The sequence below is a fragment of the Lacticaseibacillus sharpeae JCM 1186 = DSM 20505 genome, from assembly GCF_001436225.1.
GTDB lineage: Bacteria > Bacillota > Bacilli > Lactobacillales > Lactobacillaceae > Lacticaseibacillus > Lacticaseibacillus sharpeae.
On the sequence record NZ_AYYO01000003.1, the window covers coordinates 170,054 to 187,017 of the forward strand.

The 16,964-nt window shown below is 55.0% G+C and carries 13 protein-coding genes and 1 other annotated feature; all 13 genes read left to right on the forward strand.

Annotation, left to right across the window (positions count from 1 at the left end; translation table 11 throughout):
- The first annotated feature begins 7 nt into the window (after nt 1-7).
- The 13 genes from mraY (at nt 8) to FC18_RS01150 (ending at nt 16,837) form a co-directional block, all read left to right on the forward strand.
- Entirely contained in the window at nt 8-970 is a 963-nt protein-coding gene (mraY, locus tag FC18_RS01090) for a phospho-N-acetylmuramoyl-pentapeptide-transferase (protein ID WP_056975319.1), read from the forward strand.
- 110 nt (nt 971-1,080) lie between these two features.
- Entirely contained in the window at nt 1,081-2,439 is a 1,359-nt protein-coding gene (murD, locus tag FC18_RS01095; RefSeq protein WP_056975320.1) for a UDP-N-acetylmuramoyl-L-alanine--D-glutamate ligase, read from the forward strand.
- Between the two features lie 42 nt (nt 2,440-2,481).
- Nucleotides 2,482-3,588 carry an undecaprenyldiphospho-muramoylpentapeptide beta-N-acetylglucosaminyltransferase gene (murG, locus tag FC18_RS01100; RefSeq protein ID WP_056975321.1) on the forward strand — a complete coding sequence of 369 codons (1,107 nt, stop codon included), beginning with the start codon at nt 2,482-2,484 and terminating at the stop codon, nt 3,586-3,588.
- Nucleotides 3,589-3,615: 27 nt separating this feature from the next.
- A complete protein-coding gene (locus FC18_RS01105) occupies nt 3,616-4,407 on the forward strand; it encodes a cell division protein FtsQ/DivIB (RefSeq protein ID WP_054676377.1) in 792 nt (263 codons plus the stop codon).
- Between the two features lie 131 nt (nt 4,408-4,538).
- Nucleotides 4,539-5,855, forward strand: coding sequence for a cell division protein FtsA (ftsA, locus tag FC18_RS01110; RefSeq protein WP_054676374.1), 1,317 nt, complete (start codon nt 4,539-4,541; stop codon nt 5,853-5,855).
- Between the two features lie 27 nt (nt 5,856-5,882).
- Nucleotides 5,883-7,088 carry a cell division protein FtsZ gene (gene ftsZ / locus FC18_RS01115; RefSeq protein ID WP_056975322.1) on the forward strand — a complete coding sequence of 402 codons (1,206 nt, stop codon included), beginning with the start codon at nt 5,883-5,885 and terminating at the stop codon, nt 7,086-7,088.
- 20 nt (nt 7,089-7,108) lie between these two features.
- A complete protein-coding gene (locus tag FC18_RS01120; protein WP_054676371.1) occupies nt 7,109-7,564 on the forward strand; it encodes a cell division protein SepF in 456 nt (151 codons plus the stop codon).
- Between the two features lie 20 nt (nt 7,565-7,584).
- Complete coding sequence (locus tag FC18_RS01125) at nt 7,585-7,851, forward strand: YggT family protein (RefSeq protein WP_054676367.1); 267 nt, start codon at nt 7,585-7,587, stop codon at nt 7,849-7,851.
- Nucleotides 7,851-8,633: a YlmH family RNA-binding protein gene (locus FC18_RS01130; RefSeq protein ID WP_056975323.1), complete on the forward strand. Its 783-nt coding sequence runs from the start codon at nt 7,851-7,853 to the stop codon at nt 8,631-8,633. The genes FC18_RS01125 and FC18_RS01130 overlap by 1 nt, the downstream gene beginning before the upstream one ends.
- Nucleotides 8,634-8,684: 51 nt before the next feature.
- A complete protein-coding gene (locus FC18_RS01135; RefSeq protein WP_056975324.1) occupies nt 8,685-9,401 on the forward strand; it encodes a DivIVA domain-containing protein in 717 nt (238 codons plus the stop codon).
- Between the two features lie 3 nt (nt 9,402-9,404).
- Nucleotides 9,405-9,616 (forward strand) — a binding site (T-box leader).
- Between the two features lie 97 nt (nt 9,617-9,713).
- Nucleotides 9,714-12,515, forward strand: a complete 2,802-nt coding sequence (gene ileS / locus FC18_RS01140; protein WP_056975325.1) for an isoleucine--tRNA ligase — start codon at nt 9,714-9,716, stop codon at nt 12,513-12,515.
- A 181-nt stretch (nt 12,516-12,696) separates the two neighbouring features.
- Complete coding sequence (gene mnmA, locus FC18_RS01145; protein ID WP_056975326.1) at nt 12,697-13,830, forward strand: tRNA 2-thiouridine(34) synthase MnmA; 1,134 nt, start codon at nt 12,697-12,699, stop codon at nt 13,828-13,830.
- A gap of 277 nt (nt 13,831-14,107) precedes the next feature.
- Nucleotides 14,108-16,837, forward strand: coding sequence for an HAD-IC family P-type ATPase (locus FC18_RS01150; protein WP_056975327.1), 2,730 nt, complete (start codon nt 14,108-14,110; stop codon nt 16,835-16,837).
- Nucleotides 16,838-16,964 lie beyond the last annotated feature (127 nt).

Sequence of the window (16,964 nt, forward strand, 5' to 3'; positions counted from 1 at the left end):
TAGTTTAATGGCTTTAGCACAAATTTTGATTCCCTTCGTGTCGGCGTTCGCCATCACGGTTCTGATCCTGCCATTCTTCATCATGTACATGCGGGCGAAGAAGGAAGGCCAAATGATTCGTGAGGAAGGCCCCAAGTGGCACGAAAAGAAGAGCGGGACCCCGACGATGGGCGGCTTGGTCTTCATGCTCGGAATCGTGGTCACGGTTCTCTGGTACGGTTCCTGGCAGCACCAGCTCAGTCTGTCGGCACTTATGGCACTGTTCATTCTGATCCTGTACGGGGCACTCGGGTTCTCCGACGACTTCGTTAAGGTCAGCATGAAGCGCAACCTGGGGCTGAGGGCATGGCAGAAATTGCTGGGCCAGCTGGTTGGTGCCGCCATTTTCCTGTTTGTCTTCTTCCGTGAGGGCTTCAAGCCAACCATCGCGATGCCGTTTATCGGCACCGTGAACAGCACCTGGTTTTACATCCTCTTCGCGGCCATCTGGCTCGTCGGCTTCAGTAACGCGGTTAACCTGACTGACGGACTTGACGGTTTGGTTGCCGGGCAGGCCAGCATCGCCTTTGGCACGTACGCCATCATTGCCGCGCAGATGGGGCGCCAGGACGTGGAATACCTCTGTCTGGCCGTCATCGGGGGCTTGATTGGGTTCCTGATGTACAACCACAAGCCGGCCCAAATCTTCATGGGGGATGCTGGGAGCCTCGCCCTTGGGGGGATGCTCGCCGCCGTTGCGCTCATGCTGCACCGCGAATGGTCATTGCTGCTCATCGGGATTATCTTCGTTTGCGAAACGGCTAGTGTCATGCTGCAGGTCGCATCCTTCAAGCTGACGGGGAAGCGCATCTTTAAGATGGCCCCAATTCACCACCACTTTGAAATGCTGGGTTGGAGTGAATGGCGCGTTGACATTACATTTTGGCTGATTGGGATTGTCGCCAGTGCGATTTACCTGCTTGCCTTCTAGGCACGCACCCAACTAGCGCCGTCAGTAATATTGGCGGAATGCACGTTCTGGGTGCAACTCCCAGTGCGTGTTTTGATCCAAATAGATAATTTAAGAAAGAAGTTTCCAAAATGAAGGCAATCAGTGATTATCAGAACAAAAAAGTGCTTGTATTAGGACTGGCCAAAAGTGGGCTGAACGCCGCACGGCTGCTGCACCGGCTGGGCGCGCTCGTCACCGTTAACGACGCCAAGGATTTCCACGAAAATCCTGACGCCCAAGCGCTTGTTGAAGATGGTATTCGCGTGATTAGCGGCCATCACCCAGTTGAACTGCTCGATGAGAATTTCGAACTGATGGTGAAGAACCCCGGAATTCCGTACACCAACCCCATGGTGGTGCGGGCGCAAGAACTGAAGATTCCAATCATTACCGAACCAGAACTGGCCTATGAAGTTTCCGAAACGGACTGGGTTGGGGTAACCGGGACTAACGGTAAGACAACCACCACGACGCTCATCGGCCTGATGCTCAACGCTGGGGGCCAGGTTGCCCACGCAGCCGGGAACATTGGTGTCCCTCTGAGCCAGGTCGCCCAGGACGCCAAGCAGGGTGAAACCATCGTGGCGGAACTTTCAAGCTTCCAGCTGCTGGGAATTACTAAGCTGCACCCCCACATTGCGGTTTTGACAAACATTTATGAAGCCCACCTGGATTACCACGGCAACCGGGAGAATTACGTGAACGCGAAGATGCGTCTGACCATGAACCAGACGGCGGACGACTACTTCGTGATGAACTGGGATTTGCCCGAAATGCACGACTTGGCTAAGCGCTCTGCCGCCCAGATTGTGCCATTCTCCCGCAAGCACGCGGACGGCGCACGGGCATACCTGAACGCAGACGGCATGCTGTGCTTCGATGACGAAGTGATTATGGCGGCTGATGACCTGAAGATTCCTGGTAACCACAACGTCGAAAACGCGCTGGCAGCAATTGCAGTTGCGAAGTTGCATGGTATCGATAACGCTGCGATTGTGCACGTGCTCAGCTCCTTCACCGGGGTTAAGCACCGCATTCAGTACGTCACCACGCTCAATGGTCGCCGGTTCTACAACGACAGTAAGGCCACCAACGTGGAAGCTGCGAGTGTGGCCATCACGGCCTTCAAGGAACCTGTTGTACTGATTGCCGGGGGCCTTGACCGGGGCTTGTCCATGGACGACCTCGTACCGCTTATGCAAAAGCACGTTAAGGCACTGGTCACGTACGGCGAAACGGCCGCTTTGATGGTGCAGGCAGCTAAGGACGCCGGCATTACGGCAATCAATCGGGTCACCACGCTCGATGAAGCTGTGCCAGCGGCCTACAAGCTCAGTGCTGAAGGTGATGTCATTCTGCTCTCCCCGGCGGCAGCAAGCTGGGATCAGTTCCACACCTTTGAAGAACGCGGTGACCTGTTCATCGCGGATGTTGCAAAACTTAAGTAGATTTTAGTGCTGATTAACGGCTAGATTTTTGGAGGAAACACGATGCGCGTATTAGTTTCAGGTGGTGGTACTGGTGGTCACATTTATCCAGCACTAGCATTGCTTGACCGCTTGCAGGAAACCGGTGAATTGGATGCCGCCCTCTATGTGGGGACTGAACGGGGACTTGAATCCCGAATTGTGCCCAAGCACGGGGTGGATTTTGCCACCGTTAAAATTCAGGGCTTTAGCCGCAAGCTGAACTTTAAGGGCCTGAGCACCAACATCCAGACGGTACGGATGTTCCTGGCCAGTGTGACGCGCGCGAAGAAGATTCTGGCGGACTTCAAGCCGGACGTTGTAGTCGGTACCGGGGGCTATGTCTCGGGGGCAACGCTGTACGCTGCCAGCCGGATGCACATTCCCACGGTCATTCACGAATCCAACTCGGTCGCCGGGGTGACTAACAAGTTCCTCGCTCGTTTCGTGACCAAGATTGCCATCAGCTTCACGGACGTGGCCACAGCTTTCCCGGCCAGCAAAACCGTGCTCACGGGGAATCCCCGCGCGCAGCAAGTTGCGGGGCTTAAGCCTAACCAGCAGTTAGCCGAGTTCGAACTGGACCCGAAGAAGCGGACCGTCCTGATTTTCGGCGGTTCACGGGGTGCGCCGATGCTGAACAAGGCGGCCATTGCGGGTATGTCCACGTTTGCTGATGCCAGCTACCAGGTGCTCTTTGCCACCGGGACTACGCATTATGACAACGTTTTGCAGCAGTTGGGCACCCTGCCCGCCAACGTTGCGATTGTGCCGTACATCGACCACATGGAAAAGGTATTGCCGGACGTGGCCCTATTGGTGAGCCGCAGCGGGGCAACCACTCTGTCCGAGATGACCGCACTGGGCCTGCCAGCAGTCTTGGTGCCCAGTCCGAACGTGACGCACAACCACCAGTTCCACAACGCTGAAAGCTTGGCGAAGGTGGGCGCTGCGGTTGTGATTGAAGAGCCGCAACTGGCTGACCGCTTCACGAACACCGTTGACGATTTGATGTCCGATGCGGGTAAGCTCAACGAGATGGCCGCTGCCAGCAAGAAGATGGGGGTCCCGGACGCAACGGACCGGTTGATTCAGGTACTCCGCGACGCCATGGGTGCGCTGGGTAAGTAATATGTAAACGCGAAAGGGGGCGGCAAAATGACCACGACAGATAAAGAACGCAGCGGGGCACGGCCCGGTGTGCGGCCACAATATGTGCACGAGCCATTACCAAAGCCGCTCCCGAACGTGCAACACATCCGCCACCGCCGCAACGTCCGGAACCTGGTCATCATCACGGTGCCCCTGCTGCTGATTGCGGCAGCGTCTGGCTACATGGCCTCACCCTGGTCGAAGGTGGCCGACATTACCGTGAAGGGGACCAGCGTGGTTGCGAATCAGGACGTAATTGACGCCACGAAGATGAGCAAGCGCACGTATATTCCGCAAGTGTTGTTGCATCATGCTGATTTTGCGGATCAAGTTGAACGCAAGGTGCCGGCGCTGAAATCCGTCCGGGTGAACGTCGCGGGGGCCCAGAACGTTACGGTACGGGTCAGTGAGTACGCGACGGTGGGGTATATTACCCAAAACGGTGCGAATCACGCTGTTTTAAGTAACGGTGCGGTGCTCAAGAAGTCGAGCGCCCAGCCGGAGCAGGGGCTGCCGCTGTTCTCCGGGTTTGATAACGACCTCAAGAATATTATCCAGGTTGTCGCTAAGATTCCAGCGGCGATTCGCCAGGACATCTCCGAAGTGGACGCCACGCGCGGCAACGGGAATCCGTACCAAGTCACCTTGGTGATGAACGACGGGAATACCATCGTCGCCGACTCGCGCACATTGGCAAAAAAAATTAAATATTATCCCAGCATTAAAGGCCAGGTTAAGGGCAAAGGCACCGTTGATCTGGAAGTTGGCGCCTATTTTGTACCGAAAAGCACAAAATAACGTGATTTCTGGGCTAAATGTCGCCTGATAGCGTACGCTTTCTTTTTCTAATGTGGTAAACTCAAAATTGTATTAATAATAAAAATTGCACATAAAACGTTAAATACGTAAACATAAGGAGGTCCAGACACATGGGGAATCAAGACGTTTACGTCGGTCTTGATATCGGGACCACTTCAATCAAGGTTATTGCCGCTGAAATAACATCCGGGCAACTGAGTGTGATTGGTGTTGGCAGCCAGCGAGCTGAAGGCATGTCCCGCGGTGTGATTGTCGATATTGATAAGACCGCCGCGACAATTCGTGCAGCCGCCCAACAGGCAGCTGATAAGACTGGCATCACAATCCACGACGTGCTGGTGGGTGTGCCCGCAAGCATGCTCCAGATTGAGCAAGTATCCGGCATGATTGCCGTCGGGGATACAAGTAAAGAAATAACCGCCGATGATGTGCGGAAGGTCGCAAGCACTGCTTTAACGCGGAACTTGCCCCCTGAACGCGAGGTGTTGTCGCTGATTCCGGATGAATTCGTTGTTGACGGGTTCGATGGGATTAACGATCCGCGCGGCATGATTGGGGTACGGATTGAGATGCATGGATTATTATTCACCGTCCCTAAGACCGTACTCCACAACTTGCGCCGGGCCGTCGAGAAGGCGGGCCTGAACGTGGCGATGTTCATCGCCGCACCGCTGGCACTCGGGGACTACATTCTCTCCGATGGGGAAAAGGACTTCGGCACGGTTGTGATTGACCTTGGTGGTGGGCAGAGTACCGCTGCCGTCATTCACGACCGGAAGCTGAAGTTCACCACGACGGACCTTGAGGGTGGCGAGTACATCACGAAGGATATCTCCGTGGTGCTGAACACGAACTTCTCCGACGCTGAACGGCTTAAGCGTGAATACGGGACGGCGGATACCTTAAGTGCCAGCGAGGAGCAGACGTTCCCCGTGACCGTGGTGGGTAAGTCAAACCCCGTCACGATTTCCGAGAAGTACTTGGCGGAAATCATCGAGGCGCGCCTGACTCAGACGCTGACCCGTTTGAATGACGCCCTGGTTGCTGCCCACGCGCTGGATTTGCCCGGGGGCATCGTCATAACTGGGGGTAACGCCGCGTTGCCTGGCGTTAGTGCCCTCGCGGATGATATTTTCGGCCGGCAGGTAAAGCTGTACGTGCCGAGCGAGGTTGGTTTGCGCCACCCCGCATTCACCCAGGCGCTGGGTCTGGTGTACACCGCGGCCCACATGAGCGACATCAGCCGCATCGTGGCTTCCGCAGTGAACGCGCCAGCAGTAACAACTACTAGCGCGAAGGTTCAGCAGAGCACCCCTGCAGCCGCAAAGCAGCAGGAGGAAAAGCCCGCAGCAACCGAAGTAGAACCAGAGCCGAAGCAGAAGAAGGAACCATTCTACAAGCGTTTCTTCGGTACATTTTTTGATTAATAAAATCCCCGAGTAGGAGGAACTAAGATGGAATTCTCACTTGATGAACAGAACGACACTGGCGCAGTAATTAAGGTCATTGGGGTCGGTGGGGCCGGTGGTAACGCCGTTAACCGCATGATTGCCGAAGACGTCAAAGGTGTCGAATTTATTGTTGCAAACACGGATGTTCAGGCACTGTCCAGCTCTAAGGCTGAAACCAAAATTCAGCTTGGCCCGAAGCTGACCCGGGGCCTGGGTGCCGGCTCAACCCCAGAGATTGGGCAAAAGGCCGCTGAAGAAAGCGAAGAAGCAATCGCTGACGCACTCCAGGGTGCCGACATGATTTTCGTCACCTGTGGTATGGGTGGTGGTACCGGGACCGGTGCTGCACCCGTTGTGGCTAAGGTTGCTAAGGACCAGGGGGCACTGACCGTTGGGGTTGTGACCAAGCCATTCACCTTTGAAGGCCCTAAGCGCGGCAAGAACGCAACGGAAGGCATTGCCTCCCTCAAGGAACACGTGGACACGCTGGTAATTATTGCTAACAACCGCCTGCTGGAGATTGTCGACAAGAAGACGCCAATGCTGGAAGCGTTCAAGGCGGCCGACAACGTGCTGCGTCAAGGTGTGCAGGGGATTTCCGACCTGATTACGAGCCCTGGGTACGTTAACCTGGACTTCGCCGACGTGAAGACCGTGATGGCCAACCAGGGGAGCGCCCTCATGGGGATTGGTTCCGCAACTGGCGAAAACCGGACCGTGGAAGCAACCAAGAAGGCGATTTCCTCACCACTGCTTGAAGTTGCCATTGATGGCGCTAAGCAGGTGCTGCTGAACATCACCGGGGGCCCAGATCTCTCCCTGTTTGAAGCGCAAGACGCATCTGAAATTGTGACCCAGGCGGCAACCAACGACGTTAACATCATCTTCGGGACCTCCATCAACGAGGAACTGGGCGATGAAGTGGTTGTTACTGTAATTGCCACGGGTCTTGATTCCACGCCAGCTAAGGGTGAAAGCCGCCAGTCTAGTCGACCAGCAGCTGACCGTGACCAGAAGCGCACCGCCAGCGACGACCCATTCGTTGGCTGGGACATGCGCCGCGACCCTGAACCAAAGGCAACTCGTCAAGACGACACCAACTTCGATGACGCCAAGAAGACTGAATTCGACGTGTTCGAAAGCCAGACCAAGGCTGCAAGTGAGAACGACGACGATCAGCCCCCATTCTTCAAGCGTCGTCGTCAGTAATCTGACGGAGGTAAGAAGCTATGAGTAAAATTGGTAACGCATTTGGCAAGTTCTTCGACATGAACGACACCGAAGACGATTACGAAGACGAACCAGCTGCTCCGGAAACGGAAGCGGAGGCGCCAGCTCCCGCTCAGGACCGCGTCACGCCCAACCGGAACAACGTGGTGTCCATGAGCCAGCCGGCAAACAAAGGCGCCAAGATTGAGCTGTACGAACCCCGCATCTATTCGGATGCTAAGGAGATCGGCCGCAATTTGCTCAGTAACACTGCCGTGCTGGTGAACTTCACGCACCTTGAAAGTGAAGACGCCAAGCGCATCGTGGATTTCATGACCGGGGTCGTTTTTGCCGTCAACGGTGAAATTAAGCGGGTCGGGGACCGAATTTTCCTGGTTACGCCGGCTAACTTCGAAGTCAGTGGTACTTTGGCCAGCAAATTGCAGGACGATCTGAATATCGACGACCTGAACTAGTAACGGAGGACAAAAACCGAGTGTATATTATCTACCGCATCATCATGTTCCTGATCTGGATTGAGCAAACCGCAATCCTGGTTCAGTGCGTGCTTTCATGGATTCCGATTGAGCCGTTGCGCCCAGTCTACGAGTTCTGTGACCGCATTTCCGCACCACTGGTGGACCCGATTCGCCGGATTATGCCCGTAATTGCCGGACTGGACTTCAGCCCCGTGGTTGCGCTCGTGATTCTCCAACTTGTGGGCAAAGCAGTGGGGATGATTTTTGTGGGGCTGATGTACTAATGGTTGCAGCAGGTGCCTTGCACGGAATTCGCCCAGCGGAACAGCCACTCATTGACCGCCTGCGGGAACAGGCACTCAGCGCGGCAGGTGAATACCGGCCGGTGCTGACCAGCTTCCTCAATCCGCGCCAGCGCGTTCTGGCGGACATGGTCGCCGAGCAGGCAGGAGTTGAGTTGCACGGCGCGGGTGGTTTTGCCCAAGCGGAGATGCAGCGCGTACTATTTGCCCCCGATTACTTCACCCCGGAACCAAGCGATTTTGCGGTGACGGTGTTGGAGTGTGTCTATCCGGCCAAGTTCACTAGCTTGCACCACAGTACCATCTTGGGCAGCATGATTCATCACGGCCTCGACCGGTCGGCATTCGGCGACATCATCACCCAAGATGACCGGTGGCAGCTCGCAGTGACCGATACGCTGGTCGGGTTTGTCCAAAGCGACGTTGACCATATCGGCAAGACTAAGGTTTCTTGGCAAGTGGCATCCGGCAAAGATGTGTTGCGGCCCAACGTTCCGTGGCGTGATTTAACCACGGTTGTTGCCGCCACACGGGTGGACGCCGTGGTTGCGGCGGGGTTTAACCTCTCCCGGAGCCAGGTGAAGGAACTCATCGCCAGTGGCCAGGTTCAAGTTAACTGGCTTGCGGAAGGTCGCGCTGACGCCCAGCTGGTGCCGGGCGACATGATTTCCGTCCGTGGGCACGGCCGGGTGCAGCTGGTCGATATCTTAGGAATTACAACCAAACAACGATGGCGAGTTGCGCTTAGAGTACTCGCAAAGTAAAAAACACGCTGCAACCTTGTGCTAGGCTGCAGCAGAGCTGGAGGAATGACGATGTTAACGCCAATGGATATTCGCGATAAAACTTTTAACGTCAAGATGCGTGGTTACGATCAGGATCAGGTGAATGACTTCCTGGACCAGATTATTGCGGACTACGAATCAGTGCTGAAGGAAAAGGAAACAATGGCGGCAGAACTGAAGACTGCCAAGGACCAGGTTGCCCACTACGAAGGGATGAAGGACGCAATGAACCAGTCCATCATCGTTGCGCAGGAAGCGGCTGACCGCGTCCGTTCCGCGGCTGAGGCCGAAGCAACTGAAGTCCGGCAACAGGCCCAAGACGACGCCGAGAGCATGCTGAGTGAAGCCCACGCCAAGAGTGACGATGTGCTGTCAAAGGCGGACGACCAGTCCCGTCAGCTTGCTTTGCAGACCGAAGATTTGCGGCAGAACGCCAAACAGTTCCGAGATCACCTGGTTCTCTTGCTGCAAGCCGAACTGGAAACAGTGAAGGGCGCAGAATGGAGTGCCGCGGTTGACCACGAGCCATTCCAGCCGGTTCAAACTGATGCTGCGGATGCAGAAACTTCTACGGATACTGAAAAAGACCTTGACACGGATGGGGCAGATTCAGTAAACTCTGGTGCAGAAGGTGATTCCGCCGCTACATCAGAAGCGGAAGCACCCGATGCAGCGACGGACACCGCCAAGGACGACGAATATACAGAAATCGTCTTCCCGGACGGCCCAATTGCCAAGGATAACTAATACTACAATCCATTGAGGAACACGCGTCAAGATGGCGACCGGCTATCAGCGACCCGAAGCACGGTGCAAGTTCGGGAGTACGGCCAGCTTGATATCAGTTCTGAGCACCGGTTCGATACATAGGGCCGGACGGTTGGTGTCCGTTAGCACGCCATAGAGGGGAAACACTTTGTTTCCTGAACTTTAGGTGGTACCACGAGAATCTCGTCCTATTTTAGGGCGGGATTTTTTTAGTTGCGTTAACTTATTAGCGGCACCACCGTTGCTGCAACATTATTTACGGAACCGAATTTTACGAAAGAAGGAAAGATTGTGAAGGTCAAAGAAACACTCAACCTTGCCAAGACTGACTTCCCAATGCGTGCCGGTTTGCCTAACCGCGAACCAGCATGGGAAAAAGCTTGGGAAGACAACAAGGTTTACGAAAAGCGCCAGAAGTTGAACGAAGGGAAGCCCGACTTCATTTTGCATGATGGCCCGCCATTTGCGAACGGGAACATCCACATGGGCCACGCTCTGAACAAGGTCACGAAGGACATCATCGTTCGTTACCACTCCATGGCTGGTTACTACTCACCATACGTTCCTGGTTGGGATACCCACGGTCTGCCAATCGAACAGCAATTGGCCAAGAAGGGTGTTCGCCGTAAGGAAATGAGCATGGTTGAATACCGGGCAATGTGCCGTGATTTCGCACTCAAGGAAATCGACAAGCAGCGCACTGACTTCAAGCGTCTCGGGGTTTCCGGGGACTGGGATCACCCATACATCACCTTGCAGAAGGAATTCGAAGCTGAAGAAATCCGCGTGTTCGGGAAGATGGCCGAAAAGGGCTACATCTACCACGGCCTCAAGCCAGTTTACTGGTCATGGTCGTCCGAATCCACGCTGGCCGAAGCCGAAATCGAATACAAGGACGTTAAGTCACCATCAATCTACGTTGCCTTCCCCGTGAAGGACGGTAAGGGGATTGTGGACCAGGACGCACGGTTCATCATCTGGACCACGACGCCGTGGACGATTCCTGCTAACCAGGGGATTGCGGTTAACCCCCGGTTCAACTACGTGCAGGTTAAGGTGGGCGCGGACAAGTTCGTTGTTGCTGCCGACATGCTGAGCAAGGTCGCTGCTGACCTCGACTGGTCTGACCCAGTTGTGGAGAAGGAATTCAAGGGTTCCGACATGGACCGCATGGTGGCTAAGCACCCACTGTACGACCGCGATAGCCTTGTAATCAACGCCGACCACGTTACGCTTGATGCTGGTACCGGTTTGGTGCACACCGCTCCTGGTCATGGTGAAGATGACTACAAGGCCGGCGTGAAGTACAACCTGCCCGTTGAATCCGTTCTGGACGAACACGGGGTCATGAACGAGAATGCGCCGGGCTTTGAAGGCGTCTTTTACGATGACGCCAACAAGCTCGTGACCAAGGCCCTGACCGACAAGGGTGCGCTGCTCAAGCTGAGCTTCTTCACCCACAGTTACCCCCACGACTGGCGGACCAAAAAGCCCGTTGTCTTCCGGGCAACGACCCAGTGGTTCGCTTCCGTTGACGCATTCCGCCAGCAGATTCTGGACCAAATCGAGAAGGTCAATTTCAAGCCAGCTTGGGGGAAGACGCGCCTCTACAACATGATTCGCGACCGCGGTGACTGGGTCATCTCCCGTCAGCGCGCCTGGGGTGTGCCACTGCCAATCTTCTACGCTGAAGATGGCACGCCAATCCTCGAAAAGGCCACGATTGATCACGTTGCGGACCTGTTCGGTAAGTACGGTTCAAGTTACTGGTTCGAAAAGGACGCGAAGGACCTGCTGCCAGAAGGCTACACCAACGAACACAGCCCCCACGGTGAATTCACCAAGGAAACGGACATCATGGACGTTTGGTTCGACTCTGGTTCATCACACCAGGCAGTCTTGGCCCAGCGCCCAGAACTGAGCTTCCCTGCTGCTTTGTACCTTGAAGGTTCCGACCAGTACCGTGGCTGGTTCAACAGTTCCCTGATCACCAGTGTTGCCACAACCGGCATCGCGCCATACAAGGGCGTTCTGTCCCAGGGCTTCACGCTGGATGCGAACGGCCAGAAGATGAGTAAGTCACTCGGCAACACGATTGCGCCCGACGTGGTTGAAAAGCAGTACGGTGCCGAGATCATCCGCTTGTGGGTAGCCACAGTTGATGCCAGCTCCGATGTGCGCGTTTCCATGGACAACTTCGCCCAGGCCAGTGACGCTTACCGGAAGATTCGCAACACGATGCGGTTCATGATTGCCAACACGACTGACTTCGACCCAACCAAGGATGCAGTGCAGTACGCTGATTTAGGTTCCGTTGACAAGTACATGCTGGTACGCCTGAACGACATCGTTAAGCAGTCCCGGGCCGCTTACGAAGATTACGAATTCGCGCAGGTTAACAAGTTGATCACCAGCTTCCTCGTTAACGACCTGTCCGCATTCTACCTCGACTTCGCCAAGGACGTGGTTTACATCGAAGCTGCAGACGACATCAAGCGCCGCCGGATGCAGACCGTGATGTTCGACGTACTGGTTGCACTCACCAAGTTGCTGCTGCCAATTCTGCCCCACACGGCGGAAGAAATCTGGCCATACCTGCACCAGAGTGAAGAGTTTGCTTACCTGTCAGAAATGCCAGAAGTACAGACGCTGCCAGATGCTGCGGCAATCAGTGCTGATTGGGCTAAGTTCATGAGCTTCCGTGGTGAAGTCCAGAAGGCCCTTGAAGAGGCCCGCAACGCCAAGGTCATCGGGAAATCACTCGAAGCTAGCGTTACGGTTTACCCAACCGCCGAACTGGCTGATCTGCTCACGAAGCTGGATGCGAACGTGATGCAGCTGCTAATTGTTTCGGACTTCAAGCTCGAAGCGGCCGGCACCAAGGCACCAGCTGACGCGGTTACCTTCGCCGATGGGGCCATCACGGTTAAACATGCGGAAGGCGAAGTCTGCGAACGTTGCCGGATGATTAAGTCCGATGTCGGCAGCGACGACGCATTCCCAATGCTTTGCGGCCGTTGTGCCAACATCGTGCGGACGAACTTCCCTGCAGCAGTCGCTGAAGGGCTCGAATCCAAGCAGAAGAAGAACTAAACTGACTAATGCAACCTGCAACAAGGGGGGGCGGACAAACATGTCCGGCCCCCTTGTTGTCTGCTTTGGACACAAGTGGGCGTTTTTACTTACTTATGGTATGCAAATTTTGCACAAACTGGTATACTTGAAGTTACTGGAATTCCGACCTTCAAATCGGTGATTTTAGAATCCAATTGAAATGATGGTGATAATTGTGGACAATTCCAACATCCGCGTGGTAGTCGGCATGTCTGGTGGGGTGGACAGTTCTGTTTCTGCGCTCCTCCTCAAGCAGCAAGGCTATGACGTGGTCGGTGTGTTCATGAAGAACTGGGACGATACGAACGACGATGGCGTTTGTACCGCAACCGAAGATTATGAGGACGTTGCGAAGGTAGCGGACGAAATCGGGATCCCGTATTACGGAATTAACTTCGAGAAGGAGTACTGGGACCGCGTGTTCACGTACTTCCTCGACGAGTACAAGGCTGGGCGGACGCCTAACCCCGATGTCATGTGCAACAAGGAGATCAAGTTCAAGGCCTTCCTTGATTACGCCGATCAGCTTGATGCTGACTACATCGCCATGGGCCACTACGCCCAGGTGGAGACCGACGCTAACGGGGTGACCCACATGTTGCGCGGTGCCGACAAGGGCAAAGATCAGACGTACTTCCTCAGCCAGCTGTCTCAGGACCAGCTGAAGAAGTCCATGTTCCCGATTGGCCACTTGCAGAAGAAGGAAGTGCGCGCGATTGCCGAGGCTGCTGGCCTTGCAACCGCCAAGAAGAAGGACTCCACCGGGATTTGCTTCATCGGTGAGCGCAACTTCAAGCACTTCTTGAGCGAGTTCCTGCCTGCACAGCCGGGCGTCATGATGACGCGCGATGGTCAGGTGATGGGCGAACACAGTGGTCTTATGTACTACACGATTGGTCAGCGCTCCGGTCTTGGCATCGGCGGCAGCACGGAGAACTCCGAGCCATGGTTTGTGACCGGCAAGGACATCGAGAAGAACATTCTGTACGTCGGCCAGGGCTTTAACAACCCCGACCTGATGGCTAGTTCACTCGATTGCTCCGGCATTTCCTTCGCGACGGGGACCAAGCCTGGTGATGAGTTCCACGTCACCGCTAAGTTCCGTTACCGGCAGCCAGATACTGGTGTGACCGTGAAGATGACTGGTAGTGACACGGCAGTTGTGACCTTCGACGAGCCCGTTCGCGCAATCACCCCCGGCCAGGCCGTTGTGTTCTACGACGGGGCAGAGTGCCTCGGCGGGGGGACCATTGACCACGCGTACAGTGCAGCCAAGGAGCTACAGTACATTTAATTAAAAAACAGTGAGGAAAATGTCCTTAAGCTTTGTGGAGTCAGCTCCATGACGACGTGCTTTATGAAAAGCGCGTTGGGGATCATTTCTTTGTGGTGCCGTAACCCCTGTATCAAGGGGGTTACGGCATTTTTCGTTATTGTGAAAAAATTTATGAACAAAGCGCCAACTGGATGCACAATATGGCAGCAATATGATAGAATAATCTTACGACTGGTAGAAGGCTGAAGTTATTCGGCTCAGCCAGCGATAAAATGTACAGAAGGAATGTGATTAAATGGACTCTTCTGAGTCGAAATCCGGAAGACCGGATGGGGAACAACAACCCGCTAAGCCGCCGTTATGGCAACTGAGTAGTGATGAACTCGCCGCTAAGTTCAAGACCAACGTTGAAGATGGTCTGAACGAAGACGATGCTAAGGCCCGTTTGCGTCAATACGGGCCCAACGCATTAGTGGCGAAAAAACAGTCAAAGATTATTCGTTTTCTGAAGCAGTTTAACGATAGTATCAACTATATTCTGGCTGCTGCGGCGATTTTGACGTTCTTCATGCACCACTACTCTGACTCTGCGGTTATTGCGCTGGTAATTATTGCCAACGCATTCATTGGTTATTTCCAGGAGGAGTCAGCCGACAACGCGCTCGCGAAGATTTCCGAGCTGCTTGTCGCAAGTAATTACGTCTACCGTGGCGGGGACAAGCTCGAACTGTCCTCCCACGACCTTGTGCCCGGGGACCTCGTGCAGCTTGAAGCGGGGGATGCGGTGCCCGCCGACATGCGGCTCATTGAAGCCGATAATCTGACGGTCCAGGAATCGGTGCTCACTGGGGAAGCCGTTTCGGTTGAAAAAACCGAAGATCCGCTCACCCAGGCCGAGATTCCGCTGGCCGAACGCACTAACATGGTCTTCGCTTCGACTGCGGTTACGACCGGTTCTGGCCTGGGGGTGGTTGTTGCCACCGGGGCCAACACCGAAATTGGCCACATTCAAAACAGTGTGAAGACCATCAAGCCCAAGCCAACGCCGCTGGTGCGCAACCTGAACAAGCTGGGCCTCCAGCTGTCACTTGCGATTGTGGCGGTTGCCGCGTTGCTGTTTGTGGTTGGGCTCATGACCAAGGTTTACAGCCTGTCGACCTTAACCATTGCGGTTATCACCATGGTTGTGGGTTCCATGCCAGAAGGTCTGCCTGCCAGCACGTCCGTTGTCCTCGCCATGGGGACGCGGAAGCTGACTAAGCAGAACGCGATTGTGAAGACGCTGCCCGCAGTGGAAACGCTGGGCGCCGTGGACATCATTAATAGTGACAAGACCGGGACCTTGACCAAGAACGAAATGACCGTCACCGACATCATCGCCGATGGCCAGGACTTCGTGGTTGATGGGGTTGGTTATGCTGCGGATGGCCACGTCAAAACAAGTACGGGCAAGGACGTTGACTGGGCCAAAAACGACAAGCTCAAGTGGTTGGTCACGATTGCCGGTGAAACCTCCGACGCCGAATTCCACGAAGAAGACGGTCAGTGGGTCCTTACCGGTGAACCAACGGACGGGGCGCTCACAACGCTGTACCACAAGCTGATGGGTGTTGAGCCAGATCCAGATGAGATTGACTCCCTGCCGTTTGACTCACAGTTCCGGTACTCTGCACGCCTGGCGAACGTTGACGGCGAGCGCGTGCTCATGGTTAAGGGCGCACCGCAAACGCTGGTGCGCCTGGCGAACGAGCATGGTGGTAATATCGACGCTGGCTACGTTGAAAAGCAGGTGGCCAAGCTGGCGAATGCTGGTAAGCGTGTGGTTGCCCTCGCTTGGCAGCCAGTGGCGCCAGACACCGACGAAATCAATCAGGATGAAATTGGTGCGGGCCTGAAATTGGCCGGACTCGTCGGCATTATTGACCCGCCACGCCCAGAAGTTGCGGCCGCAATTTCTGAACTGCGGGTTGCCGGAGTGCGCGTTAAGATGATTACCGGTGATGACCCCCGGACTGCGAGTGCCATTGCCAAGCAGCTCAACATGGGTGAAACCATCGAAGCCATTACCGGTCCGGAACTGGAAAAGCTCTCGGATGAACAGCTTCAGGACCAGATTGACCGTTACACCGTGTTTGCCCGGGCCACGCCTGAAGACAAACTGCGGATTGTGCGGGCCCAGCAGGCGCAGGGCCACGTTGTCGGGATGACCGGGGATGGGGTTAACGATGCGCCCGCACTGAAGCAAGCCGATATCGGGATTGCCATGGGGATTAAGGGGACTGAAGTTGCGAAGGGTGCGGCCGACATGGTGCTCGCCGATGACAACTTCACGACCATTTTGACCGCCGTGCGTGAAGGCCGGCACGTCTTCGATAACATTCGTAAGACGATTCGCTACCTGCTCCCAACCAGTTTTGCTGAAGGGCTCGTCGTGGTCTTGAGTATTGCGTTCCAGCAGCCACTGCCGTTGTACCCAACCCAACTGCTCTGGATCAACATGGTCTCGGCGTTGACCATTCAGTTCGCGTTCATTTTCGAGCCACCAGAAGATGGGATTATGACCCGTGGCCCACGTAACGTTAACGAAGGCATCCTGACCAAGTGGCACGGGGTTGAAGTTGCGTATGTTGCGGTGCTCATTGCCGGACTCGGGCTGGCCATTTACGACTGGCTGTTCAACCACGGAATGAGTCACGTGGTCGGTTCAACCGTTGCCCTGCAGATTGTGATTTTCGGGAAGATTTTCTACCTGTTCAACCTGCGCAACAGTCACCCAGTTATCTCGAAGTACTTCTTCCAAAACAAGATGGCCTTCTGGATTATTGGGATCCTGCTGCTGCTCCAGTGCGCGATTATCTACCTGCCGTTCATGAACGGGATATTCCACACGACGCCAGTTGGTTTGGCGGTCGGTTGGGGGATTCCAACCTTGGCCGGGCTGGTCGTGCTCATTATCACCGAAGCGGTGAAGTTCACGCGCATCGGGCTGATGCGCCGCGCTGGGCGGTTGTCCAACAAAATTTAACAATGGGCTGATTAACGGCCGCAAAAGGGACAGAACCCGCAGGATTATTGCGGGAACTGTCCCTTTTTTATTGGAACTATGTCAAACGGTGTTGAATAGTAAATTTATCATTTGGAGTTCGTCCTTC